This window comes from Streptomyces sp. NPDC041784 (assembly GCF_055591025.1).
Map to the genome: position 1 here is coordinate 14,894 of NZ_JBVJAB010000041.1, position 23,928 is coordinate 38,821.

Annotated in this window: 18 protein-coding genes and 2 pseudogenes; 1 reads left to right on the plus strand and 19 read right to left on the minus strand. The window is 69.5% G+C overall.

The window, feature by feature from the left end; genetic code table 11:
* From ACZ6D7_RS42765 to ACZ6D7_RS42815, 11 genes and pseudogenes are all read right to left on the minus strand, one after another.
* Window positions 1-2,235, minus strand: a complete 2,235-nt coding sequence (locus tag ACZ6D7_RS42765; protein WP_469503134.1) for a xanthine dehydrogenase family protein molybdopterin-binding subunit — start codon at window positions 2,233-2,235, stop codon at window positions 1-3.
* Complete coding sequence (locus tag ACZ6D7_RS42770; RefSeq protein WP_469503137.1) at window positions 2,232-3,284, minus strand: FAD binding domain-containing protein; 1,053 nt, start codon at window positions 3,282-3,284, stop codon at window positions 2,232-2,234. The genes ACZ6D7_RS42765 and ACZ6D7_RS42770 overlap by 4 nt, the downstream gene beginning before the upstream one ends.
* Window positions 3,215-3,823, minus strand: coding sequence for a (2Fe-2S)-binding protein (locus ACZ6D7_RS42775; RefSeq protein WP_469503139.1), 609 nt, complete (start codon window positions 3,821-3,823; stop codon window positions 3,215-3,217). Before ACZ6D7_RS42775 ends, ACZ6D7_RS42770 begins: the two co-directional genes overlap by 70 nt.
* Window positions 3,824-3,933: 110 nt before the next feature.
* The gene (locus ACZ6D7_RS42780) at window positions 3,934-5,925 is read right to left on the minus strand and encodes a ricin-type beta-trefoil lectin domain protein (RefSeq protein ID WP_469503142.1); all 1,992 of its coding nucleotides are present in this window, start codon (window positions 5,923-5,925) and stop codon (window positions 3,934-3,936) included.
* A gap of 39 nt (window positions 5,926-5,964) precedes the next feature.
* Window positions 5,965-7,623: an RICIN domain-containing protein gene (locus tag ACZ6D7_RS42785; RefSeq protein WP_469503145.1), complete on the minus strand. Its 1,659-nt coding sequence runs from the start codon at window positions 7,621-7,623 to the stop codon at window positions 5,965-5,967.
* A gap of 541 nt (window positions 7,624-8,164) precedes the next feature.
* Window positions 8,165-8,485: a ricin-type beta-trefoil lectin domain protein gene (locus ACZ6D7_RS42790; RefSeq protein WP_469503147.1), complete on the minus strand. Its 321-nt coding sequence runs from the start codon at window positions 8,483-8,485 to the stop codon at window positions 8,165-8,167.
* 192 nt (window positions 8,486-8,677) lie between these two features.
* On the minus strand, window positions 8,678-10,162 hold the full coding sequence (locus tag ACZ6D7_RS42795; RefSeq protein ID WP_469503150.1) for an RICIN domain-containing protein: 1,485 nt from the start codon (window positions 10,160-10,162) through the stop codon (window positions 8,678-8,680).
* 636 nt (window positions 10,163-10,798) lie between these two features.
* Entirely contained in the window at window positions 10,799-11,689 is an 891-nt protein-coding gene (locus ACZ6D7_RS42800) for a carbohydrate ABC transporter permease (RefSeq protein WP_469503153.1), read from the minus strand.
* Entirely contained in the window at window positions 11,686-12,711 is a 1,026-nt protein-coding gene (locus tag ACZ6D7_RS42805; RefSeq protein ID WP_469503156.1) for a carbohydrate ABC transporter permease, read from the minus strand. Before ACZ6D7_RS42805 ends, ACZ6D7_RS42800 begins: the two co-directional genes overlap by 4 nt.
* Window positions 12,708-14,018 carry an ABC transporter substrate-binding protein gene (locus tag ACZ6D7_RS42810; protein WP_469503158.1) on the minus strand — a complete coding sequence of 437 codons (1,311 nt, stop codon included), beginning with the start codon at window positions 14,016-14,018 and terminating at the stop codon, window positions 12,708-12,710. The genes ACZ6D7_RS42805 and ACZ6D7_RS42810 overlap by 4 nt, the downstream gene beginning before the upstream one ends.
* Before the next feature lie 290 nt (window positions 14,019-14,308).
* A pseudogene (locus ACZ6D7_RS42815) lies at window positions 14,309-14,428 on the minus strand (IS5/IS1182 family transposase); the annotation flags it as partial.
* Window positions 14,429-14,487: 59 nt separating this feature from the next.
* On the opposite strand from ACZ6D7_RS42815, the pseudogene ACZ6D7_RS42820 reads away from it, so the two are divergent.
* Window positions 14,488-14,679, plus strand: a pseudogene (locus ACZ6D7_RS42820) (beta-galactosidase); the annotation flags it as partial.
* 400 nt (window positions 14,680-15,079) lie between these two features.
* Here ACZ6D7_RS42820 and ACZ6D7_RS42825 read toward each other — a convergent pair.
* The 8 genes from ACZ6D7_RS42825 to ACZ6D7_RS42860 all read right to left on the minus strand — a co-directional run bounded on the left by ACZ6D7_RS42825 (window position 15,080) and on the right by ACZ6D7_RS42860 (window position 23,854).
* On the minus strand, window positions 15,080-16,162 hold the full coding sequence (locus ACZ6D7_RS42825; protein WP_469503160.1) for a S1 family peptidase: 1,083 nt from the start codon (window positions 16,160-16,162) through the stop codon (window positions 15,080-15,082).
* A 265-nt stretch (window positions 16,163-16,427) separates the two neighbouring features.
* Entirely contained in the window at window positions 16,428-17,234 is an 807-nt protein-coding gene (locus ACZ6D7_RS42830) for a slipin family protein (protein ID WP_469503162.1), read from the minus strand.
* Window positions 17,235-17,376: 142 nt separating this feature from the next.
* Window positions 17,377-18,279 carry a S1 family peptidase gene (locus ACZ6D7_RS42835; RefSeq protein WP_469503165.1) on the minus strand — a complete coding sequence of 301 codons (903 nt, stop codon included), beginning with the start codon at window positions 18,277-18,279 and terminating at the stop codon, window positions 17,377-17,379.
* Window positions 18,280-18,491: 212 nt separating this feature from the next.
* Entirely contained in the window at window positions 18,492-19,274 is a 783-nt protein-coding gene (locus tag ACZ6D7_RS42840; RefSeq protein WP_469503168.1) for a DUF1684 domain-containing protein, read from the minus strand.
* Window positions 19,275-19,366: 92 nt separating this feature from the next.
* The gene (locus ACZ6D7_RS42845; RefSeq protein ID WP_469503171.1) at window positions 19,367-20,386 is read right to left on the minus strand and encodes an LLM class flavin-dependent oxidoreductase; all 1,020 of its coding nucleotides are present in this window, start codon (window positions 20,384-20,386) and stop codon (window positions 19,367-19,369) included.
* Between the two features lie 21 nt (window positions 20,387-20,407).
* The gene (locus ACZ6D7_RS42850; protein ID WP_469503174.1) at window positions 20,408-21,169 is read right to left on the minus strand and encodes an amino acid ABC transporter ATP-binding protein; all 762 of its coding nucleotides are present in this window, start codon (window positions 21,167-21,169) and stop codon (window positions 20,408-20,410) included.
* A 34-nt stretch (window positions 21,170-21,203) separates the two neighbouring features.
* Window positions 21,204-23,000, minus strand: a complete 1,797-nt coding sequence (locus tag ACZ6D7_RS42855; protein WP_469503180.1) for an FAD/NAD(P)-binding protein — start codon at window positions 22,998-23,000, stop codon at window positions 21,204-21,206.
* Window positions 22,997-23,854 (minus strand): amino acid ABC transporter permease, encoded by an 858-nt coding sequence (locus tag ACZ6D7_RS42860; RefSeq protein ID WP_469503182.1) that lies wholly within the window; start codon window positions 23,852-23,854, stop codon window positions 22,997-22,999. Before ACZ6D7_RS42860 ends, ACZ6D7_RS42855 begins: the two co-directional genes overlap by 4 nt.
* Between the last annotated feature and the right edge of the window lie 74 nt (window positions 23,855-23,928).

Sequence of the window (23,928 nt, forward strand, 5' to 3'; positions counted from 1 at the left end):
TCACCCCACCAGCTTGTCGGGGGTGATGGGCAGGTCGGTGATCCGCCGGCCAGTGGCGTGATGAACGGCATTCGCGATCGCCGCGGCGACGCCGACCGAGACCACCTCGCCCATGCCCTTGCTGCCGTGCGGATGCGCGATGGTGTCGGGCTCGTCGATGAACAGCACCTCGATGTCGGGGACATCGGCGTTGACCGGGATGTGGTAGTCGGTGAGCGCGGAGTCGATGTACCGGCCGGAGACCGGATCGGGCGTCAGCTTCTCCATCAGCGCCCAGCCCATGCCGAACACGATGCCGCCCTGGGCCTGGTTCCTGGCCGCCTTGTGGTTGGTGATCCGGCCGACGTCGAAGACCGCCACGTGCCGGGTGACGCGGACCCTCGGCAGATCGGGGTCGATCCGCACCTCGGTGAAGTGCGCGCCGAAGGTGGCCACGGAGTGGGTGGTCCGGGGGGTGTAGCTCGCGTCGGCCAGCACCGGCTTGCCGTCGTGGCGGGCGAGCAGGGCACGGTACGTCTCCCCGCGCCTGGTGTCGTCCCGGTGGAACAGCCTCCCGTCGGCCGCCTCGACCTCGCCGTCCGCCAGCCCGTACAGGGGGGAGTCCGGGTCGGTGACGGCCATCCGCACCGCGGCCTTGCGGGCCTTCTCGGCGGCGAGGTGGACCGCGGAGCCGGTGTAGCCCGTCGTGCGCGAGCCGGCGTTACCCGCGGTCCTGGGCAGGTTGGTGTCGCCCGCGCGGACGGACACCCTGCCCAGAGGCACGCCGGTGCCCGCCGCCGTGATCTGGGCGACGAGTGTGAGGGCCCCGGTGCCGATCTCCTGCGTGGCCGTGCGCACTTGGGCCGTTCCGTCGGCGCGGATCTCCACCTCGGCCCGCGCCTGGTCGGGGATTTCGCCGCGTACGGCGGTGGCCATGCCGTAGCCGACGAGTTCGCCGGCGTCGCGCATCGAGCGGGGCTCGGCCGTGCGGCGGGCCCATCCGAAGCGCTCGGCTCCCATCTCGTAGGCCTGAAGGAGGTTCTTGGCGCTCCACGGCTTGCCGGTCAGCGGATCCGTGGTCAGGTGGTTGCGGCGGCGCAGCTCCAGGGGATCCATGCCGAGGCGGTAGGACAGCTCGTCCATGGCGCTCTCCAGGGCGAAGGAGCCGGGGGCGTCGCCCGGGGAGCGGAGGCTGATGGACGGGCCGATGTTCACCTTGGCGATCTTCGCGTCCATGGCCAGGACCGGCGCTGCGTAGGAGGCCGCTGTGGAAATGATGGCGGGCTCGGGCCGGTCGCCGCGCACCTCGGTCGCGTTCACGGTGTCGTGGAGGATCACGGCGAGCCTGCCCTCGCTGCTGGCTCCGAGCCGGATGCGCTGAACGATCGGCGGCTGGTGGCCCGACGAAGTGAACACCTGCTTGCGGCTGAGCACGAGTTTGACGGGGCGCCGGACCACCTTGGCCGCGTGCGCCGCGAGCAGGGAGTGCCCCCACACGTCGGTCTTGTTGCCGAACGCCCCGCCGACCAGCGGGGACAGCACCCGGACGCGTTCCTGCGGCAGCCCCAACGCGGCGGCGACGACCTCCCGGTGGCCGTGCACGTCCTGGCTGCAGTCGTGCAGCGTGAGCGTGCCGCCCGACCACTCGGCGACCACGGCGCCCGGCTCCAGCGGCACGTGGCTGAAGTGTGGTACGCGATAGGTGGAGTCGGTACGCACCTCCGCACCGGCCAGTGCCGCCTGCGGGTCGGCGCCCGGCGGGAGCACCACGTGCTGCGGCCACGGCGGGCGGATGAGGCGCCCGCTCGCGGTGTAGGCGTCGGGCAACGCCTCGTCGATCGTGGGCACGGGCTTGTGCTCTTCGTACTCGATGTCCACGAGTGACGCCGCGTGCTGGGCCTGCTCCAGGCTCCTGGCGACGACGATCGCGAGGTGCTGCCCGTAGTAGGTGATCTTGTCGTCGGCGAGCGGGAAGCGATTCTCGAGATAGCCGGTGTCGGCGGGGGTGCCCCGCCAGGGCATCCGGTCGCGGTGGGTGATGACGGTGAGCACGCCGGGCGCGGACAGGGCCCGTCCGGTGTCGATGCGGCGCACCCGGCCCGCGGAGATCGTGCTCGTGACGACGGTGGCGTGCACCATGCCCCGCAGGCGCACATCCGCCGTGTAGCGGGCCGAGCCCGTGACCTTGTCGCGCGCCTCGACGCGGTTGACCGGAGCGCCGATCCCGGATTCGGGAACCTCGGCCCTGAACGTCATCGCGCACCTCCGAGTTCGGTGAGGGCCCGCCGCACGACCGCTTGGGCCAGGCTCACCTTGTACTTGTTGTCGGGACGCGGGGCCGCGCCACCGGTCGCCGCGCGGGCGGCCGCGTCGATGGCGTCCTTGCCGAATGGCCGGCCGAGCAGGGCGTGCTCCGCCGCCCTCGCACGCCACGGCTTGGGCGCGACGCCACCCAGCGCGATCCTGGCCGAGCGGACCGTGCCGCCGCGCACCTCCACGGCGACGGCGGCGGACGCCAACGCGAAGGCGTACGAGGCGCGTTCGCGGAACTTGACATAGTGGGAATGCGCCGAGGAGGCACGGCCCGGCAGCTCGACCGCGATGATGATCTCGTCGTCGCGCAGCATGACTTCGCGCTCGGGTGTGCGGCCCGGCAACCGGTGGAAGTCGTCGATCGGGACACGCCGCTGCCCACGGGGCCCCCGGACGACGATCTCGGCATCGAGTGCCTGGAGCGCGACGGCGCAGTCGGACGGATGGACGGCGATGCAGGAGCCACTGGTGCCCAGGATGGCGTGTCGGCTGCTGTCACCGTCCAGTGCCGCGCAGCCGGAGTCCGGCTCGCGGCGGCTGCAGGCGAACTCCGGCTGCCGGTAGTAGGGGCAGCGCACCCGCTGCAGGAGATTGCCGCCGAAAGTGGCGCGGTTGCGGATCTGCGGGGACGCACCCGAGCGCAACGCCTCGACAAGGACGGGGAAACCCCGCACAATCCGCGGGTCGTCAATGGCATTGCGGCACAGTGCACCGATGCGCAGCCCACCGTCCGGCAGGGCGGAGATCTCATCGAGGGCGAGCCCGTTGAGGTCGATGAGATGGCTCGGTTGTCGGACGCCGTCGCGCATCAGGGTGATCAGATCGGTGGCGCCGGCGATCACCTCTGCCTCGGGGTGACGGGCGAGGAGGCCGACCGCCTCGCCGACGCTTCGTGCGCGAACGTACTCGAACGGCTCCACGCCTACCGCCCCTTCGCCATCGTGGCCGAGGCCGACGTGATCGCGTCCCTGATGTTGCAGTAGGCCGCGCACCGGCACAGGTTGCCGCTCATGGCTTCCGGGATGCGGTCCTCGGCGATCCCCGGTTGCTCCTTCTCGAGCAGCGCGACAGCCGACATGATCTGCCCGGAGGTGCAGAAGCCGCACTGGAACGCGTCGTGGTCCATGAAGGCCTGCTGCACGGGGTGCAGGCGGTCGCCGTCGGCGATGCCTTCGACGGTGGTGACCTCCTGTCCGTCGTGCAGGACCGCGAAGGTCAGGCACGACAGGACACGCTGTCCGTCGAGCAGCACGGTGCACGCCCCGCACGCCCCCTGGTTGCAACCCTTCTTGGGGCCGGTGACGCCGACCTCGTCGCGCAGGGTGTCGAGGAGGCTGCTGCGCGGGTCGACGGCGAGCCTCAGGCGCTCGCCGTTGACGGTGAGGAAGACCTGTCGCCTCGCTTCGGCAGCGGGCGTGCCCTCCGCCGATGTCGCGGACAGGTACGAACCCGCCGCCACGGCGGCTCCGACGGCCAGCCCACCGCCGACCACGACGCGGCGACTGGGATGAGGGGAGACCTCGTCCGGCATGGAGTGCCCTGCCTTTCTGTTCGGGTCTTCAGCCTCCGTCCCGGTGGTTACGTCTGCATCTGTCACTTCGACTGGTCTCGTGGTCCCGCCGCTCCTTGAGGTGGGCGAGGTCAAGAGAGGGTCCACTTCTGGTTGGCCTGGCCCTTGCACTGCCATCGGATCAGCTGGGTGCCGTTGGCGGTTGCCGCGCCAGAGGCGTCCAGGCACTTGCCGTTGAGGTCGGTGATGGTGCCGTCCGCGTGGACGGTCCACTTCTGGTTGGTGCCGCCGTGGCAGTCCCAGATGACCACCTTGTCGTCCTCGCTATCGTCCACGGCGTCGAGGCACTTGTCGCCGTGGACGACGAGTTCGCCGCGCGAGGTCTGCTGGAAGGTCTGGTTGCGTCCGCCGGAGCAGTCCCACAACTGTGGCTTGGTGCCGTTGATGTGGGCGTACTTGTCGATGTCCACACAGCGGTCGGATGCGGCGCCGACGAGGGCCGCGCCGTCGGTGCCGGGGATGCCCTGGACGCGGAGGGCGTCGATGTCGGGGGTAGTGCTGCCGGAGACCGCCGCGAATCTGACTGTGTTCGCCCCCTTGGCCAGGTGCGCGAGCAGGGAGACGGTCCGATAGGTGGTGGCCGAGCCGGTGGGCGGGAAGGCCACGACGTACTTGTACTGGTTGTTGACCTGGATGGCGGCCTTGCGGGCGGTGCTGCCGCCGTTGGCGTAGGTGACGTCGACGAGCTTGGTGCCCGCCGTGGAGGCGGTGACATTGCTGAACGTCGGGGTGGTGGCAGTAGTGGTGTCCTCGTAGGTGCTGCCGGAGGCCTCGGTGCCGGAAACGGTCAGCAGTACCGCGTCGTTCGCGGGGACAGAGGTGGTGTAGCTGGTCGCGAACGATCCGGCGTCGGTGCGGGTCCAGGCGTTGCGCACGGTGGCGGAGTCCGGGGTCAGGCCGAGGGCGGCCCAGCGGACGGTGATGTTCGCGGCGGAGCCGGTGCGGTTGAGCAGCATGACCGCGCGCTTGCCGGTGCCGGAGAGCACCTTGCCGTACACCCGCAGGCCCCGGGTGTCCTCGGCGACCTTGACGCCCTGCAGGCCGCGCGGGTCCTGGTTGATGGCGAGGGCCTCGGGGTTGGTGAGGATGTCGCGGGTCTCCGCGCTCATGGTGGCGACGTTGTTGCCGGCCAGCAGGGGGGCGCCGGCGATCGACCACAGGCTCATGTGCAGCCGGTTGCGGGCGGCGGTCATTCCGTTCAGGCCGACCATCAGCATGTCGGGGTCGTTGTAGTAGCCGGTGTGCTGGGCCGCGGGCTGCAGAGCCTCGTCGAAGTTGTAGTACATCTTGGTCAGCTGCGGGGTCTCGTCCTTCTGCAGGATGTCGACGCTGGTGCGCCACAGGTCGCCGTATCCCGGCGCCCAGTTCCACGGCAGTCCGGAGCCCCACTCGCAGAACGACAGCACCAGCCCTCGACCGGTCACGGCCGAGGCGGCCTCGTTGGCGGCGGCGATCTGCTTGTAGGTGGTCTCCTGGTCCAGGCGCTCCTCTTTGCCGCCGCAGAAGTCGATCTTGACGTAGTCGAAGCCCCATCGCTGGAAGGTCTCCAGGTCCTGTTGGTAGTGGCCCTCCATACCGGTGTTGGGCGCCTTGGGCCGGGTGGTGGGGTAGTAGTAGCCGCAGCCGTTCTTGCCCGCGTCGGTGTAGATGCCGGCCTTGAGGCCCTTGCCGTGGATGTAGTCGGCGATGGCCTTCATGCCGCCGGGCCAGAGGTTCTCGTCGACGACGATGTTGCCGTTCGCGTCGCGTTGGCCCTGCCACCAGCCGTCGTCGAGGTTGACGTATTTGTAGCCGGCGGCGGCCATACCCGAGGAGGCCAGGGCGTCGGCCTGCTGCTTGATCACGTTGTGGTCGATGCTGCTGAAGAAGCTGTTCCACGACGCCCAGCCCATCGGCGGCGGGGTGACACCTGTCTGAGAGGTGCTCACGGCGGCCGGCTCGGCGGACAGGGGCGCCGAAGGCTCCGGCCGGTCGAGGGTGGCCAGGCCGGCGGCGGCGAGTACGGCGGCGAGCACCTGGACGGTGACGCGCCTGGTCCAACTTCGTGCGGCGATGCGGGACATGCGGTTCTCCAGGGCAGGAAGGGGGGAAGGAACGCTGACCTACGGCGTGAGCAGGGCGAGGTTCACGGCGTTGGCCATCGCCTGATAGCCGGCGTCGTTGGGGTGCAGTTTGTCGGGGCTGGCGTAGGCGGGATTGAGGGCCTGAGGGTTGCGGGGATCCTGCATGGCCTTGTCGAAGTCGATGACGCCGTCGAAGGCGCCACTGGTGCGGATCCATTGGTTGACGGCTTGGCGGACCTGCTCGCCCTCGGGCGTGTAGTACTGGGCCCCCGCGTAGGGCAGGATGGTGCCGCCGATGATCTTCACTCCGACGGCGTGGGCTTGGTCGATCACGGTCTTCATGCCGTTCTGGAGATCCGCGGCGGTCACAGGGCTGGATCCGTTCGGGCCGGTGTTGCTGCCGATGTCGTTGATGCCCTCCAGCAGGATCACGCTTTTGACGTTGGGCTGGCCGAGCACGTCCCGGCCGAATCGGCTCTTGAGGCTTGGGTTGGTCGACCAGGCGTCTGTCAGTATCCGGTTGGAGCCGATGCCGGCGTTCACGACGCCGAGGGTGGGGACGCCGGAAGCGGAGTTCATGCGCCGGGCGAGGTAGTCGGGCCAGCGGCGGTTGGCACCCCAAGTGGAACCGACGCCGTCGGTGATGGAGTCCCCGACGCACACCACGGTTCCGGTAGCGGTCGAGGAGATGACGTCCAGGCCTTCGAGGAAGTACCAGGACGACTTGTTCGTCGGGTAGTTGCCGAGGCCGTCGTCGGCGACGTGGTTGCCGGAGGCGACCCAGGCCTGCTGCTGTGCCTCATGGTGCCAAGTGGCGGCGGGGGACGTGCCCGACACGTGGAGGCTCACGAGCTGGTTCGTGTCCGCGGCCACGGCCATCGGGATCGGGTCGCTGGCGACGTCCTGCCCGGCGAGGATGGTGACGGAGGCCCTCTTGTCGAAGAGGACGGTGCGATGGGTGCCGGGGACGGCGGTGCCGGGGGTGCTGCCTTCCTTGGCGAGGTCGACGGCGTCGATGGTCAGCGGTCCGGTGCCATAGCGGTTGCTGAGTCGGACGCGGAGCTCGGACCCTGCGACGGTGGTGTGCGCGACCATGCGGATGCTCTTGTCGGTGAACGATTCACCGTTTTTCATCAGGCCGGCGGTGTAGGTGCCGACCCGTGTGAGCGGGGCGGAGACCGGGGTGAGGGTCCAGCGCTGGTTGTCGCCGCCATTGGGCGTCCACTGGATGATCTCGTTTTCGTCTTTGTCCGACAACTGCTTGTTGTCGACGACCAGGCCGTTGGCGGCGTTGACGAGGTTGTAGGCGTCGCCGGCGGGCTGGAGCTTCCATTGCTGGTCGCTGGCGCCGTCGCAGGTGTTCTGGACGAGCTGCGGAGGTTCGCTCTGCGGGGCAGGGGTGTCCAGACACAGGCCGCTGTTGGCGCTCCTGATGGTGTAGGCGCCGGAGCTGGTCCGGGTCAGCAACCATTGCTGGTTGGCCCCGTTGTTCGACGTGTATTGGATGACGGGTGCGCCGGGGGCGGTCGAGGCGAGTTTGACGTCCATCAGCTTTTTGCTCGCGACGTTCGTCAGGGTGTGGACGGTGCCGGAGACGGGGGCTGCCGAGGCCGCGTGGGCCGTAGCGCCGGTCCCGGTCAGGGCGCATGCCGCGAGGCCCAGGCCGACCGGGACCGCGAGACGTCTTGCTCTTCGCATGAGAACCTCTTTCTTGGGTCTTTGCGTGGTGAGGGGCGCGGCGCGGGGCATCCGAAGGTCCGGCAGTCCACCACTTGCACTGGGACCACGGAGCTCGAAAGAGCGGGGTTCAGTGGGCAGGGCGGGGGCTGGCGAACCAAACGGACTTGCCGTCGGCGGGGATCGAGTAGAGGCGGGTGGGGTGGACTGCGCAACGGCCGGATCGTTGATGTGCTCGGCGAGCTGGTCGAGCACGACCTGGCGGGCGTGCCGTGACCGGGTGGGGTGCGCCGATCAGGTCCCCAACGGTCGTGTGCCGCTCCTCCATCCGGTCAGCGGGGTCGGCTGTGCGGGGCGGGTCAGTGACGGAGTCGGGGGCGCTCACCACCATGCCGCCTTCGGTGCGTGGCCGCGGACGACCGTCAGCCGCAGACCGAAGGTGTCGATCAGACGGGCGCGTTCCTCGGCCAGGTTCCGGGCAGCGGCAGGGGCGGATGCCGCTGTTGGAGGTGTCGAGGTGGGGCGGAGATCTCCTGGATGACAGGGGATCTCCGCCAGCTTCCTAGACGGGGAGCTTCCACTTCTGGTTGTTAGCGCCGTTGCAGGTGTAGATCTCAACCTCGACAGGGCTGGTGGCGAACTCCGGGACGTCCAGGCATCGGCCGGACTGTGTGGCGCGGAGGCTGCCGTCGGCCAGCTGCGTCCACTTCTGGTCGTATCCACCGTTGCAGGTGTAGATCTCGACCTTGGTGCCGTTCGTCGTGGCCTTCCTGGGGACATCCAGACAGAAGGTGCCGCCGATCCTGATCGTGTCGTCGGCCGGGTTGTAGGTCCAGGTCTGCGCGAAACTGTTGTTGCACTGGTAGGTCCTCTGGAACCTCACGTCCCAGTCTCCAAGGTGTCCACGATCAAGGGGAAGGTTCACACGGCCCGCGGGCTCGACCATGGACGAACCGAAGCCGTACATGGACAGGCGCAAGGCGCGATGCAGGTGGGGGGCGGCCGACGCGGGTGCCGGTCCGGGGTCGGCCCGGCACCCGAATCGGGCGGTGTGCACAACCGCGTCGGTCCAGGGTCAAGCGGTGAGCCGCTTGAACTGCTGATGGGTGCCGGTCCCGCACTTGTACTGGATGAGGCGGACATCCTCGGCGGAGCCCTCTGTGACGTCCAAGCAGAGTCCGCTGTGCCGGGCTACCAGGCGGTAGTAGCCGTTGCCCTGGTCCTCGAACTTCCATTGCTGGTTCTGGCCGCTGCCGCAGTTGTACTGGTTGACGAAGGCCTTTGCGGTGGACCCATCCTCGACATCCAGGCACTTGCCGCTGTGTTGGGCGAGGATGCGGTAGTAGCCGCCGCCCGCGTCCTCCAGGTGCCACTGCTGGTTGAGGCCGCCGTTGCAGGCGAATTGGACGACGTGGCCGTTGCCGGCGGCGGAGTTGTCCTGGACGTCGACGCACTTGTCGCTGTGCCGGGCCACGAGGTTGTAGTAAGGGCCGCCGCCCACGCCCTTGACCGTCCCCGCCGCCGCGTCGATCTCGACCTTGGGGTACCAGGGCAGGTTCATGGTGGTCTTGGTCGGGAAGGTCAACGGCAGCCAGACGTACGTGGAGTCGTTGACCGGGCCCTTCCCGTTCATATTGGCGCCGGCCCACCGGTCGCCCATGTACAGGAACGAGGTGTTGCCCGACGTGCCCTCGATGGGCAGGACGAACGTCGTCTGGGAGTTGTAGCCGATGCCGTCACCGACCTCCTTCATCTCCGACCAGGGGCCGCCGATGCCGGCGGCGGTGGCGTACATCTGCTGGTTGGGATTCCAGCCGCTGAGGCCGGAGGTCAGCATGAAGTAGACACCGTCACGTTTGAACAGCGCCGGGGCCTCCCGGTTCTGGCCCGGCCAGGGGTTGGCGACCAACGGATTGTCGGCGTACCCGGTGAAGTCGGCGTTGAGCTTGTAGATGCGCAGGTCGGCGTTGTCCTTAGTGGCCGTCACGTGGTAGGCGGTCTCACTTCCGTCCGCGTTCTTGTCCACGTACAGCGTCATGTCCCGGGACTCAGTGGTCTGGGTGGTGTCGTTGCCACTCGGCGGCTGGAAGCTGCTCAGATAGTCATAGGGACCCTCGATCTTGTCGGAGACGGCGACGGCGGCCCTCGACTCGACGTAGTCCGTGGCGTTCTCCTTGTGCATCCACATGACGAATTTCTTGGTGGTGCTGTTGTAGATCACCTTGGGACGCTCGATCTTGGCGGACTTCAGCTCGGGATCGCTCGCCTGGTTGAGGGCATCGCCTACCCACTCCCACTTCTTCAGGTCGGCCGACTTGTAGACGGAGACGGCCTTGAAGGTGTGGTTCGGGTGGCGGTTCTCCCCGAACCAGTAGTAGTAGCCATCGGTGTGCTTGATCATCCCGCCGCCGTGTGCGTCGACGGGGTCGCCATTGGTCCCGATGAAATCGTTGGGGTTGTCCAGGGTGACCGGGGCTGCCTGGGCGGGCGGCGCGACCACCAGTAGTGCGAGCAAGCCGGCGCAGGCGGCCAGCAATGGCGTGAGAACACGTCTGAGCATCATTGCTCCTTCGTGAACAGGAGGGCGGGTTCAGCAAGGCGAGTCGAATCCGCCCTCGGGCGGCTCTTGGTCCCACTCGTCGATCTGTGCTGGGCTTGATCGGGAATGAGGGTTGACCCCACCCTGGTCAGGGGCTCACATGATGTGCGGGTGGGGCCAAGATCGAGGGATTGGAAGTGAGGTGCGTCCGCTGTCGGCCTTCGGCCGAGTCCCGGTCAGCGGACTTCCCCGAGGTGTTCGACGGCAGCCCGGCAGGAGTCTGGCGAGGCCGTCGTCATCGCAGTCGGCAAGGCCGTCATCGCCCCCCGCCCCGCCGGCGGCTGCTGGCGCGGGACGGTTGGGGTTCGTCGGCTGCGAGAGGGGCTCAGGTGAAACGGGGAACGCAGTCTGGGCAGGCGGAGAGCGCCCGGTCGGGGGCGCTCGACCGCTGGATGAAGCCCACGGAAATGGGGGCGTCCGTCCAGCGGTTGCACCTGCAGCAGAGGTCGGCATTCAACGGTCCGGAGTCTCCTGCTCTTGATCGGGACGGGTGTGATGGGGCGTGTGCGTTCGTGCTGGGGAGAGACGGATGCCGCTCTGTGCTCAATACCGGCTCCAGGAGGATGGGGGTGGGACGGGGGCGGCGCGGGCCGGCGATCAGCCCTTGTTGGCGCCGAGGGTGAGCCCGCTGACGAACTGGCGTTGCAGCACGAAGTAGACGATCAGGACCGGGATCGCGGTGAGCAGGGCACCGGCGGCGATCAGGTTGGGGTCGGTGAAGTACTGCCCGGAGAGGTTGTTCAAGGCCGAGGTGATCGGCATGTTCTCGCCGGTCGAGATCAGGACGAGGGCCCAGAAGAAGTCGTTGTAGATCCAGATGGACAGCAGCGTCGCCAGGGCCGCCATCGCCGGGCGGCACAGCGGCAGCACGATCTGCCAGTACTGCCGCCACACCGAGGCGCCGTCCACGAGCGCGGCCTCGGTCAGCTCGTGCGGCAGCGAGCGCATGTAGTTGCTGAGCACGAAGGCGCAGAAGCCCGACTGGAACGCGACATGAATCAACACCAGGCCGAGCGCGGAGTCGTAGAGCTTGCCGCTCATCGTGATGCCGGGCAGGTCGACCAGCAGGTACAGCCGGTACAGCGGGGTGATGATGACCTGCTGCGGGAGCAGGTTGCCCGCCGTGAAGACCAGCAGCAGCGCCAGGTTGATGCGGAAGTCGAAGCGGCTCACGTAGAAGGCGACCATCGAGGACAGGAACAACGTCACCAGCACCGCCGGCACGGCGATGATCATGGTGTTGACGAAGTAGTGGCTCATGTCCGACTGCGTGAACGCGTTCGTGAAGTTGTCGAAGCCCAGCGTGTCCGGCCAGGACACGTATCCCTTCTCGCTCGTCTCCGAGTACGGCCGCAGCGCCGCGTAGATCGCCCAGGCCAGCGGCGCGAGCCAGGCCAGCGCCGCGCCGGCGAGGAAGACGTGCAGCAGGATCCGGGCGGGGCGGACGGGGGCGCGCTTCTTGCCGAGCGCGAGGGTGCCGGTGCTCATGCGCGCCGCTCCTTCCGGAAGGTGGCCACCAGGTACGGGATGATCACGACGAGGGAGATCAACAGCAGGACGACCGCGATGGCGGAGCCGTAGCCGATGCGGCTTGACTCGCCGATGATGTTGTTGGTCACGAGGATCGAGAGCAACTCGGTGCCCTCGGCGCCCTTGTTGAAGACGAAGACCAGGTCGAAGGCGCGCAGAGCCTCGATGATGGTGACGACCAGGACGATGGTGTTGGTGGGCCGCAAGGTGGGGAAGACGACGTTTTTGAACGTCTGCCATTCGTTCGCGCCGTCGAGCGCGGAGGCTTCCCGCAGCGCGGGGTCGACTCCCTTCAGGCCTGCCAGGTAAAGGATCATGAGATAGCCGGTGTGCCGCCAGGAGGCGGCAACCAGCACGGCCCAGAGGTTCAGGTCGGGGTCGCCGATCCAGTCGATGTAGTGGCCGGGCTTGTTGGCGCCGATGAGGCTGTTGATCAGGCCGGTGTCGGGGTTGTAGACGAGCTGCCAGACGAAGCCGATAGCGGCGAACGACATCACTACGGGCAGGAAGAAGGCCGTCTGGTAGACCCTGCTGAACCGGATCTTCTTGTCCAGCTGGATCGCCAGGAAGAGCCCGAGCGGGGTCGGGATCAGGATGAGCACGACGAACCAGATGACGTTGTGCTCGACGGCGGGCCAGAACTGCGGGTTGTTGGTGAACAGTTCCCTGAAGTTGTCCAGCCCGACCCACTTGATCGAGTCGAAGCCGATGCCGTCCCAGGTGGTGAAGGCCAGCGCGATCGAGGCGAGCGCGGTGACCCACACCAGGGCGATGTGCAGGATCGTCGGCAGACCCACCATCAGACCGAGAGTGAGCCGGTCACGGCGGGTCAGCAGACGGCGGTGCCCCTGGGGCACCTGCTCGCCCCTTCGCTTTGCCGATGTCGTCTCCGAGTGCCCCGGGGGCGGGGGCGTGGGATTGGTCGCCCCCGGAGTGCTGGTGATTCCGGTCCCGGTCCCGGTGTTCCGCGTGACAGTCATGAGGCGGTGAAGATCGTCTTCTTCTGGCGTTCGATCGAGGACAGCAGGCTGTCGACGCCCTTGGGATCACGGATGAACTTCTGCAGCGCGGGCTGCATCACCGTCGAGGTGAAGTCCGGGCGGGAGTCGCGGTCCATGAACTGGGTCAGGGACTTGGCACCGGAGATCATGTCGTACGCCTTCTTCTGCAGCGGGGTGTATGAGGAGGTGTCCGCCGTCCTGGAAGCGGCGACGACACTGGGGTCGGACTTGAGGTAGAGCGCCTCGGCCTCCGGCGTGCCCAGGTACTCCAGCAGCTTGACGGCACCGGCCTTGTTCTTCGGGGCCTTGGAGAGCATGAAACCGTCGGTCGGCGCCTCGACGGTCTCCTGGCCGTACGCCGAGTTGATCTCCGGGAAGGCGAAGAAGTCGAGGTCGTCCAGGGCGGCCTTGTCGGTGAACTGCTGGGCCACGAAGGTTCCCAGCAGGTACATGCCCGCCTTCTTCGACGCCAGCGTCTGGGCGGCGTCCTGCCAGGTACGGCCGACGGCGCCCTCCTGGTGGTAGGGGAGGATCTCCGCCCACAGGTCGAAGGCCTTGCGCACCTTGGCGTCGGTCCAGGATGCCCTGCCGGCCATCAGCTCGACGTGGAAGTCGTAGCCGTTGGCGCGGAAGTTGATCTGGTCGAAGGTGCCCATCGCGGGCCAGGCGTCCTTGTCGCCGAAGGCGATCGGGACGAGCCCCTCCTTCTTCATCTGCCCGCACAGGGCTACGAAGTCGTCCCAGGTGGTGGGGACTTCGTAACCGTACTGCTTGAAGACGCTCTTTCGGTAGAAGATCGCCCAGGGGTAGGTGTACAGCGGCACGAAGTAGTACTTGCCGTCCTCGCTCTGGCTGAGCGCCTTCATCGCGACGGGGAAGTTGCCCCCGATGGTCTTCCACACGTCGTCGATCGGGGTGGCCAGGCCCTTGGCCGCGAAGAACTGCATCCGATAGCCGGCGAACCAGTGGAACACGTCGTCCGGCGTGCCCTGCAGATAGGAGTTGACCTGCTCCTGGAAGGTGTTGTGGTCCTTGGTGTTCACGTCGACCGTGATGCCGGACTTGTTCTGGTAGGCCGCGTAGATGTCTGCGAACGCCTTCTTCGGCACAGCGTCCGACGCGTTGGAGCCGACCGTGACGGTCTTCGGGTCACTGGCCGTGCCGCTGCCGCCGCAGGCGCTCAGCAGAGGGAGGCCGGCGCCTAGCGCAACCGCCCCGCCCACCCCCCGCAGCAGCGTGCGGCGAGCGGGGCCGGGAGAGGAGAGAGCAGAGGAAGAAAGCTGCATGAACGACTCCTGGGGCAGGGCGGCGGTCATCGGAATCCAGACCGCATGACACAAGATCGATCAGAAGCAAACGAGATCGAACAGTGGGCCCATCAGAGCGGTTCGACCCATCGAACGTCAAGAGGTGCGCATCCCCTTTTTGTGACCCGTACGAAAACCCCTGACCTGGGGAAATCGCTTTCCCTGGGCGTCAGTTGCAGGATTCTCGCAGGCCGACGCGACGGGTGCGCTCCCATGGCGCGAATGCGCCTGCGCCGCACATCGAGATGGGCGAGAGCGAGCAGGACCTAGCGGCCGGCGCTCAGGCACCGCCATCGGGTGCTGAGTTCCCGGCGGTGCCGACGCAGCTTGGCGGACAGGAAGCGAAGGGCAGAGTCGGACACGTCGACGGCGGACGGGTGGACAAGCACACGAAACCTTTGGCGGAGACGGATTTCTTGGTCGAAAACCCATCCACCAGGGGCTTCACCTGCCTGTCAGGCCAACTGGCCTGCTCGGCCGCCAAGTTGGGAAAGGCTCCCTGTCGGGAGCGCTGCACTATTTCCGCGTCCATCCGGGGCATGTGCGGCATCGGCTGGAGATGCTGCGAGCCATGGGACTGAACACCGTGGAGACCGGCGCCCCCTGGACGTGCGCGCCGCCGCGCGCCGGGGCGCGGAGGCGCGGGCCGGGCGGCGGAGGCGCGAGGGCTTCCACCGCCAGATCGACACCGAAGAGCGGTCGGACCCCGCCCTTCGGGACCGGACGAGCTGTTCGGGGCGGGAGGCGCCGTAGCGGACGGAGTAACCGGACGCGACGTGCAGATGGGCGAAGCCCGTCATGCCGCACCTCCATCACTCCACCCCTTTTATGCCATACGCCTGATATGTTCATCGTACGCGCCGCCCCGTCAGCTCCCCAGCTGGACGGAGCAGTTGCAAGAAATCGCCGCTACGAAGTAACGGCTCGCAGATCGAACATCACTTTCCGCGACAGGCCGACTCGGCGCCCGCCCATGAACGGACGAGGTCCCGCCCCTCGCATGCGGGGCGGGACCTCGTTCGTTCAAAGGTGTGCTCGGTTCAGCCGATCTGTGTCCCCGTCGCCGACAGCGCCTCCGTCACCGGCTGGAAGAACGTCTCCCCGCCCGAGGTGCAGTCGCCGCTGCCGCCAGAGGTCAGGCCGACCGCGCTGCTGCCCGAGAAGAGCGAGCCGCCGCTGTCGCCGGGCTCGGCGCAGACATCGGTCTGGATCAGGCCGTCGACGACGTCGCCGTTGCCGTAGTTCACCGTGGCGTCCAGGCCGGTGACCGTGCCGGAGTGGACCTGGGTGGTCGAGCCGCTGCGGGTGACCTTCATGCCCACGGTGGCCTCGGCGGCGCCGGTGATGGCCTGCGTGGAGCCGTTGTAGAGGTTCACCTCGCTCGGATGGGCGACGTCGGCGGTGTACTTGACCAGGCCGTAGTCGTCGCCGGGGAAGCTGGACGTCTCGTTGGTGCCGATCTCGGTGCCGGAGGAGTCCGACCAGGTGGAGATGGCGTCGGTGCAGTGACCCGCGGTCAGGAAGTACGGCGCGCCGCCCTTGACCACGTTGAAGCCGAGCGAGCAGCGGCCGGTGCCGCCGGTGATGGCGTCGCCGCCGGCGACGAAGGGCTTGAACTCCCCCTTGGTGCGCCGGAGTTCGGCCACCTGGCCGAGGCCGTCGACGACCTTGGTGAGCTTGGCCCACTCGGCGTCGGAGACGGTGCGGTCGGCGGTGACGACGACCTTGTTGGTGCGCGGGTCGCTCACCCAGGCGGTGCCGGGGACGGCCGCGTCGTCCGAGAGGGTCGTCCGGGCGCTCCTCAGCTCGGCGAGGGAGTTCTCGACGAGTCTGGCCTGGGCACCGGCCGCCTCGACGGCCCGGGCGGCGGTCTTGTCGAGCACGTTCACGACGAGGCTGCGGCTCTTCGCGTCGTAGTACGTGCCCGCCGCGTCGGCGCCGAGGTCCTCGCCGAGCGTCGAGGCGAGCTTTCCGGCCGCGAGGGCCGAGAGGGTGGTGGGCTCGGAAGTCTTCGCGGGTTCACTGGCGTTCGCAGTCTGGAAGGTCACTCCCGCCGCGACGAGCGCGGCGATGCCCGCGCCCGTCATGGCGGCCCGTCGCCGGGATATGCGTCGATGCTTCAACTCGCGTCCTCCTGTGGGGGGTCGGCCCGGTCGGTTATGGGGACCGATCGGGCCGGAAGGCTGGTTGACGGGCAGCCACTCTTCCGAATCGCACAGGGAGCACACAAGGTCGACTTCAGGACGCGCACAGGGTGACCACCGCGCGCCCTCCGCGCCTTCACCACCCCGGCCACGACGTGGAAGTGACGGAAGGAACCACAGGACATTCACGGGATGTTCGCAGTGCAAACGCTACGCGTGAGTAACCATGCACAGGGCGGGAGGTCTAGTCCTGGCTCGATCTCGTCTCCGGCGCGGGCGCCGTGGGCAGTTGCTGCTGTGCCCGCTCCAGGAACCTCAGCAACTCCACCGGGAACGGCAGCACCAGGGTGGAGTTCTTCTCGGCGGCGACCGCCACTACCGTCTGGAGCAGCCGCAGTTGGAGCGCGGCGGGCTGCTCGGACATCTCCTTCGCCGCCTCGGCGAGCTTCTTCGACGCCTGGAGCTCGGCGTCGGCGTTGATGACCCGGGCCCGGCGCTCACGGTCGGCCTCGGCCTGACGGGCCATGGACCGCTTCATCGTCTCGGGCAGGGAGACGTCCTTGATCTCGACCCGGTCGATGGTGACGCCCCACTCCACGGCCGGGCTGTCGATCATCAACTCCAGCCCCTGGTTGAGCTTTTCGCGGTCGGCGAGCAGATCGTCCAGCTCGCTCTTGCCGATGATGGAGCGCAGCGAGGTCTGCGCCATCTGCGAGACCGCGAACCGGTAGTCCTCCACCCGGACGACCGCCTCGGCCGGCGAGGTCACCTTGAAGTAGACGACGGCGTCCACCCGGACCGTGACGTTGTCCCGGGTGATGCCCTCCTGTCCCGGCACCGGCATCGTGACGATCTGCATGTTGACCTTCCGGAGCCGGTCGATGCCCGGAACGATCAGGGTGAGCCCCGGACCGCGCACCTCGGGCCGGAGCCGGCCGAGCCGGAAGACCACGCCCCGCTCGTACTGTTTGACGACCCGCGCCGCCGCCGTCACGTACACCACCCCGGCGGCGACGAGCGCCGCTCCCACCGCCACCAGTTCCTCGACCATGCCGGCCCCCAGGGGTCCGAAGGACTGCCCGTCCCCCGACGGTAGCCCCGTCCTCCGGACAAGGGCGAGCCCCCGTACACCGGTTGGTGTACGAGGGCTCACCGCCTGCGCCGGCCGCAGGGTGCTGATGGATGCCGGTGGATCAGAAGACGCTGACGCCGTAGCGGCTCAGGACCTCGGTCACGGGCTGGAAGAAGGTCGTGCCGCCCGAGGTGCAGTTGCCGCTGCCACCAGAGGTCAGACCGAGCGCGACGCCGCCGGAGGTGTAGAGGGCACCACCGGAGTCGCCGCCCTCGGCACAGACGTTGGTCTGGATCATCTGGTAGACCACGTCGCCGCCGCCGTAGTTGACCGTGGCGTTCAGGGCGGTCACCCGGCCGGTGTGGATACCGGTCGTGGAGCCGTCCCGGATGACCGACTGGCCGACGGTGGCGTTGCCGGCGCGGGTGATGTCGGTGTTGCCCGCGGTGCCCGCCTTGGCGACCGAGGTGTTGGTGTAGCGGACCAGCGCGTAGTCGTTGGTCGGGAAGCTGTAGCCGCTGTTCGTGCCCAGCACGGTGGTCTGACCGGAGTTGGAGTACCAGGTCGAGGCGACCTCGCCGCAGTGCCCGGCGGTCAGGAAGTAGTAGGTGCTCCCGCTGACCACGTTGAAGCCGAGCGAACAGCGGTAGCCGCCACCGTAGATGGCGTCGCCGCCGCCGATCAGCTTGTTGAACTTGCCCGGCGTGTGCTTGATCGTGAGCGCGTCGGCGTTGCCGCCGGCCTGCTCCTTGATCTGTGCGATCTCGGCGTCGGAGACCGTGCTGTCGACGGTCACCAGAAGCCGGTTGGTCTTGCTGTCGATCGCCCAGGCGGTGCCCGGGATGTCAGCCTCGAGCACCGCGCTGCCGGCGCTCTTGAGCTGGGCCGTGCTGAAGGTGGGGGTGTCCGCCGCGTTCGCGTGGGGGATGGCTACGGCGGCCGCGGCCACAAGTCCGGTGGTGACGGCGATCAGCCGGCTCCGTCTCGTGATGCCGCTGGTGGGGGTGGTGCGCTTGATCCTCACGTGTCGTTCCCTCCCAGGGGAAGTCGGGGGCCCGCGTGGGGTCGGGGCCCGTGAGGCGCAGCCAGGACCGCCGTTCGCCCGGATTCCGGACATGCCGTGACCCTGACAAGCGCTGTGGGGGAGTATTCGGCCGAACGGCCGGTAGGCGCAAGGGCGCCTTTCGGCCGCCGACCTGTGGACGGGCCGGGTGAGTTGGGCACCGCCCGCCCGTTTCAGCGCAGGTTGCGCTCCCCTGCCCCGATCGCGACGGGCAGGGTGTTGCCCGGCGGCGGGAAGGGGCAGATGAAGGCGTCGGCGAAGGCGCACGGCGGCAGCACGGCCCGGTTGAAGTCGACGGTCGTACGCCCGTCCACGTCGGGCGCGCCGGGGTGCAGGAACCGGAACCGGTAGCTGCTCACACCGCTGGTGGCGTCGGCGAACACCGCCCACAGCGAGCCGTCGCCCTGCACGGTGACCTGGAGCGAGTGTTCCTGCCCGTCGAGGGTGAAGGCCACTTCCCCGCCGAGCCCGAGCCCGCGTTCCCGCCCGTCGGCGTTCGGCACCCGGACGGTGCGGTCCGCGGCGTACGGGGTGAAGCGCGCCGGCACCGACCAGCGGGCCTCGTACGGGCCGGCCTCGATGCCGGGGAACCGGCGCCTGGCCTCGGCCTCGGGGTCGAAGTCGCGTACGCCCCAGACGCCTTCGCGCACCAGCACGACCAGCCGTCGCTCGCCGAGCGCGACCCGGGCGGTGCCCGCCGGTCCCTGGTCGGCGCCGAGCCGCAGCTCTCCGCCGAACGGTTTTCCGTCCACGGTCAGCCCGTCGTCCTCGGCCGCGGTGAGCACCACTCCCTCCTCTTCGGCCACCCAGGTCCCGGGGATGTCCGGAAGTCGCCCGCCCGGGTGATCCTCCAGCCAGTAGGTGCCGGTGAGCGCGAGCGGGCCGTAGGGCGCCGTGACCGTGTCCGCACGGTGCTCGTGCCACCGCCGCCAGGCGTCTGCTGCGTCGTTCGTCATGTGATCAGCCTTTCCATGGTGGTTCGCACGACCCGGGTGGGTGCGCGAAGGGAAGCATCGAGGCGCACCCGCCGTGGATCCGCCCCGCCCGCTCACGTCCGGTCTCCCGCGTACAGGTCGGCCGGTCGTGCCAGGCCGAGGTGCTCGCGCAGGGTGCTGCCCGGGTAGAAGGTGCGGAACAGGCCGCGGTGCTGGAGGAGCGCGACCGTGCCGTTGACCAGGCGTTCCAGGTCGCGGCGGGGTTCGACGGGGGTGAGGTGGAAGCCGTCGGCGGTGCCCTCCTGGTGCCAGGAGGCGATCAGCTCGGCGAGGTCGACGGGGCCGCCGCGGTAGAGCGGGCCCCGCGCGGTGGGCCGGGGGCCGCCCCCGCCGTGGCCCGGCTCGGCCGCGTACTCGCCGTCACCGAGGTCGACGAGCAGGCTCACCAGGATCCGCAGGGTGCCCGGGTCCCGTCCGGACCCGGCCGCCTCGGCCCGCAGTCGCTCGCATGCGGCACGGGCCTGCGCGGAACTCGCCGCGCGCACGAGCGCCACGTCGGCGTACCGGGCGGCGGTGCGGCGGGCGGGTTCCTCGGTGGCGTCGACGACCCGCACCGGGCGCCCCTGCGCGGTCCGGGGCCCGTCCGAGACACCCTTCACCGCATCCGGCCCCACCACCTCCGGACCCACCACCTCCGGACCCACTACATCCGGCTCCCCTACCTCCTCCCTCACCGCATCCGGCCCCACCACCCCCTCCCCCACCGCGACCGCGTCCGGCGGCGCGTCGGGCCGTGCCTCGCCCACGCCGGTGGGGACGCCGACCTGCCATCCGGCCCGGCCCCGGCTGACCCGGTCGAGCGTGGCGATCGCCGCCGGCACGTGGAGGGGCCCGGTGCGGGTGGTGGTGACGGTGGGCACCAGTCCGACGCGGTGCGTGGCGGGCGCCACCCGGGCGAGTACGGCGGCCGCGTCGAGCCCGGCGCGGGCGAACGTGTCGTCCAGCGTCACGAAGTCCAGCCCACCGCGCTCGGCGAGCCGCGCCAGCTCGACGTGCGGGCCGGTGTCGAGCGCCCCGGGCAGATCGACGGCGGCGGCGAGGTGCAGCAGGCCCCGGCCGTACGAGGAGGTCATCTCGGAGAACCCCTTCCCGGCTCAGAGGACCTTGGAGAGGAAGGCCCGGGTGCGCTCCTCGCGCGGCCGGTCCAGGACGTCCCCGGGCGGGCCCTGTTCGACGATCCGCCCGTCGTCCATGAACACCACCGTGTCGGCGACCTCCCGGGCGAACCCGATCTCGTGCGTGACGACGATCATCGTGGTGCCCTGCCCGGCCAGGTCCCTGATGACGTCGAGGACCTCGCCCACCAGCTCGGGGTCGAGGGCGGAGGTCGGCTCGTCGAACAGCAGCAGCCTCGGCTCCAGCGCGAGCGCCCGCGCGATGGCGACGCGCTGTTGCTGCCCGCCGGACAACTGCCGGGGGTAGGCGTCGGCCTTGTCGGCGAGCCCCACCCGCTCCAGCAGCCGGCGCGCCGCCGCGACCGCCTCCCCGCGGGGCCGCCGCAGCGCGGACACCGGTGCCTCGACGACGTTGTCGAGGACGGTGAGGTGCGGGAACAGGTGGAAGTTCTGGAAGACGAACCCGATCCGGGTGCGCTGTCGCAGCACCTCGCGCTCGGGCAGCTCGTACAGCTTGTCCCCCGACCGCCGGTAGCCGATCAGCTCGCCGTCGACGCTGATCGCGCCCCGGTCCACCTTCTCCAGATGGTTGATGGTGCGCAGCAGCGTCGACTTGCCGGAGCCGGACGGCCCGAGGACGACGGTGACCTCTCCGGCGCGCACCGACAGGTCGATGCCCTTGAGGACCTCCAGCGAGCCGAAGCTCTTGTGCACGGACCTGATGTCGACCATGACGCTCATCGCGTGAATTCCTTCTGCTGGTAGGGGAGTCGGGTCACGCGACGGCTTCGGCGCCGAGGTCCCGCAGGAACACCAGGGCGGCCCGCGCGGTGGCGTCGTTCTGCCGGAAGGCGGGCCCACCGGTCCGCGGCCGGGTGAACGCGCCGGGGGTACGGGCGTCGGTGTGCGGTCCGAGCGCGAAGCGCCGTGGGTGCGGCCGGCCGGCCCGGTCCAGGATCCGCCCGTCGGCCCGGTCCACCCGCAGCAGCCCTTCCGCCGTCTCGCCGGCGCCCTCGGCGTACAGCTCGCGCAGCAGCGGGTCGAGGGTGCGCCGCAGGGTCGGCTCGGGCAGCCGGGCCTCGACGAGCGCCCGCGCCTCGACCGAGAAGCCGGGCACGGTTGGACTCGACGCCCGGAACACGCCGTCCTCGGCCCGTACGGCCATGTCGGCGCCGACGAACCTCAGCACCCCCGCCCGGGACAGCGCGAGCAGCTGCCGCAGCCGGGGTCCGGGCGGCCCGGAGGCGAGGTGGCTGAAGAAGCCGTGCCACCAGGGCCCGATGTCCCCGAGCCGCACCACCTGCCCGTAGACGGACAGCAGTCCGAGGAAGACTCCCAGGTCGGCGCTGTGCGCCGGATCATGACGGCGGCTCAGATCGTCCTCGACACGGCGCCGCAGCCCGTCCTGGAACTCCTCGTGGGAGGCGTAGCGCACCCCGTCCAGCGGCCGGTCGAGCGCGGCGAGGTCGAGGCGGTCGCGCGGGTCGGGCACGGCGGAGGACACCAGGGCCGCCCGCTCGGCCGCCCCGGAGACGGCCGCGTACTTCTCCTCGAAGTCCGTCCAGGCCATCGCGGTCCGCTCGGGGTGGGCGGTGAACAGCCGGTGGTAGTGCGCGAACCCCAGCTCCTTCTCCACCAGCGGCCAGGCGTCCCGCCGGAAGTCGAACGCTCCCCCGCTCCCGGCCTCGCCCGGTCGGGCGGACCCCCAGGGCGGCCGCGCCGACAGCCCGTCGATCTCGGCGGGCCCCAGGAACCGGGGCAGCGGCGGCCGCTCCCCCGTCCAGTCGTAGCCGATCTTCGAGTGGTACGGCACTCCGCGCCGCGACCCGACGTACAGCACCGGCTCCCGTCCCGAGGGCAGGTAGGTGTCCCCCTCGTGGCGTCCGCCGCGGCCCTCGGTGAGCAGCACCATCAGGTCGACGAAGGCGAGCCCGAAGCCGCGCACGAGGACGGGTTCGCCGGGCCGCAGCGCGGACAGGTCGCTGTCGGCGGTGAAGTCGGGCGGCAGATGGGTGAGCCCGTACTCGCGGGCGTACGCCGCCAACGCGCGCTGTTCGTCGTCGAGTCCGGCGTCGAGGTGGCCGAGGGCGAGGACGACGAGGTCGGCGAGGAGCGGCCGGGGCCGGCCCTCCAGCCACACCTGCTGGCGCCCCTCGCGCGGCCCGCTCACCCGCAGCGCGCGGCGCGGATGGTGGCGGACGGTGATCTCCGGGGGCAGCGCGGCGACGGCCCGCTCGTGCACCCAGCGCAGATAGGCGCCCTGGAGCTGCCGGTCGGCGAAGAGCCGTCCGTCGACGCCGGCCCACTCGTGCAGGGTGGGCCCGGGCCGCACCGGCCCGTCCATGGTCACCGTCTCGTCGGTGAACATGGTGACGTCCTCGGCGTGCGAGTTCATCCAGAGCAGCGGGGACTGTGCGGCCCGCCAGATGCGTCCGGCGCCCGGCGGATACGGGTCGACGAGATGGATGTCGAGGCCCTCACCGTCGTACAGCTCGGGCGCGCTCGCGGCGATCCGCTCGATCAGACCGGTGCCCCGGGGCCCGGCCCCGACGATCACCAGGGAGTGCCTCATCGCGCGGCCCCCGTCCCGCGCGCGTAGTGCCGCTCCACGTAGTACTGCCCGATGCCGAGCACCGAGGTGACGAGGGTGTACCAGACGGTGGCCACCATCAGCAGCGGGATGACCTGATAGGTGCGGTGGTAGACGAGCTGCACCGAGAACAGCAGGTCCTGGACGGCGATGACGCTGACGATGGAGGTGCCCTTGAGGGTGCCGATCAGCATGTTCCCGGCCGGCGGCACGATGGCGCGCATGGCCTGCGGCAGCACGATCCGCCACCAGCGGCGCCACCGGCTCAGCCCGAGCGCCTGGGCGGCCTCGATCTGTCCGCGGTCGACGGAGAGGATGCCGCCGCGCACCACCTCGGCGGCGTACGCGGCCTCGTGCAGGGTGAGCCCGATGATCGCGACGGCGATCGGCGTGAACAGGTTCACGGTCCGCACCCCGAACAACTGCGGGTACAGCGCCCCGATGTTGAACCACAGCAGCAGCTGCACCAGGATCGGGATCGACCGGAACAGCCAGACGTACCCCCAGGCGACGGTGCGCAGCACGGGGTTGGCGGACAGCCGGGCGGCGGCGAGCAGGGTGCCCAGGGCGAACCCGAGTCCCATCACCACCGCCGTCAGCCACAGCGTGAGCCACAGCCCGCGCAGCACCGCGTCGGAGGTGAAGTGGTCGGCGACGACGTCCCACTGGAACGCCTCGTTGCGCAGCACCGAGTTGACGGCGAGCGCGAGGAGGACGAGGACGGCGACGGCGGCCGTCCACTGCCCGAGCCGGCGCCGGGGGACGATCGGCAGGGTGTCCGCGTGGCGCGGCAGATCCGGTGCGGCCGGGACTTTGGCGAGGGTGTCGGAAGACATGCGAAGGCTCCGTGATGCGTCAGGTCGAACACGGGGTGGTGCCTTCACACACCGGGCGCACCGGGCGCCGAAGC

Coding starts and splice junctions, on each gene's coding strand:
- ACZ6D7_RS42765 (WP_469503134.1), bottom strand. CDS start 2,235: ATGACGTTCAGGGCCGAGGTTCCCGAATCCGGGATCGGCGCTCCGGTC.
- ACZ6D7_RS42775 (WP_469503139.1), bottom strand. CDS start 3,823: ATGCCGGACGAGGTCTCCCCTCATCCCAGTCGCCGCGTCGTGGTCGGC.
- ACZ6D7_RS42805 (WP_469503156.1), bottom strand. CDS start 12,711: ATGACTGTCACGCGGAACACCGGGACCGGGACCGGAATCACCAGCACT.
- ACZ6D7_RS42840 (WP_469503168.1), bottom strand. CDS start 19,274: ATGACGAACGACGCAGCAGACGCCTGGCGGCGGTGGCACGAGCACCGT.
- ACZ6D7_RS42830 (WP_469503162.1), bottom strand. CDS start 17,234: ATGGTCGAGGAACTGGTGGCGGTGGGAGCGGCGCTCGTCGCCGCCGGG.
- ACZ6D7_RS42780 (WP_469503142.1), bottom strand. CDS start 5,925: ATGTCCCGCATCGCCGCACGAAGTTGGACCAGGCGCGTCACCGTCCAG.
- ACZ6D7_RS42855 (WP_469503180.1), bottom strand. CDS start 23,000: ATGAGGCACTCCCTGGTGATCGTCGGGGCCGGGCCCCGGGGCACCGGT.
- ACZ6D7_RS42810 (WP_469503158.1), bottom strand. CDS start 14,018: ATGCAGCTTTCTTCCTCTGCTCTCTCCTCTCCCGGCCCCGCTCGCCGC.
- ACZ6D7_RS42850 (WP_469503174.1), bottom strand. CDS start 21,169: ATGAGCGTCATGGTCGACATCAGGTCCGTGCACAAGAGCTTCGGCTCG.
- ACZ6D7_RS42845 (WP_469503171.1), bottom strand. CDS start 20,386: ATGACCTCCTCGTACGGCCGGGGCCTGCTGCACCTCGCCGCCGCCGTC.
- ACZ6D7_RS42785 (WP_469503145.1), bottom strand. CDS start 7,623: ATGCGAAGAGCAAGACGTCTCGCGGTCCCGGTCGGCCTGGGCCTCGCG.
- ACZ6D7_RS42860 (WP_469503182.1), bottom strand. CDS start 23,854: ATGTCTTCCGACACCCTCGCCAAAGTCCCGGCCGCACCGGATCTGCCG.
- ACZ6D7_RS42795 (WP_469503150.1), bottom strand. CDS start 10,162: ATGCTCAGACGTGTTCTCACGCCATTGCTGGCCGCCTGCGCCGGCTTG.
- ACZ6D7_RS42800 (WP_469503153.1), bottom strand. CDS start 11,689: ATGAGCACCGGCACCCTCGCGCTCGGCAAGAAGCGCGCCCCCGTCCGC.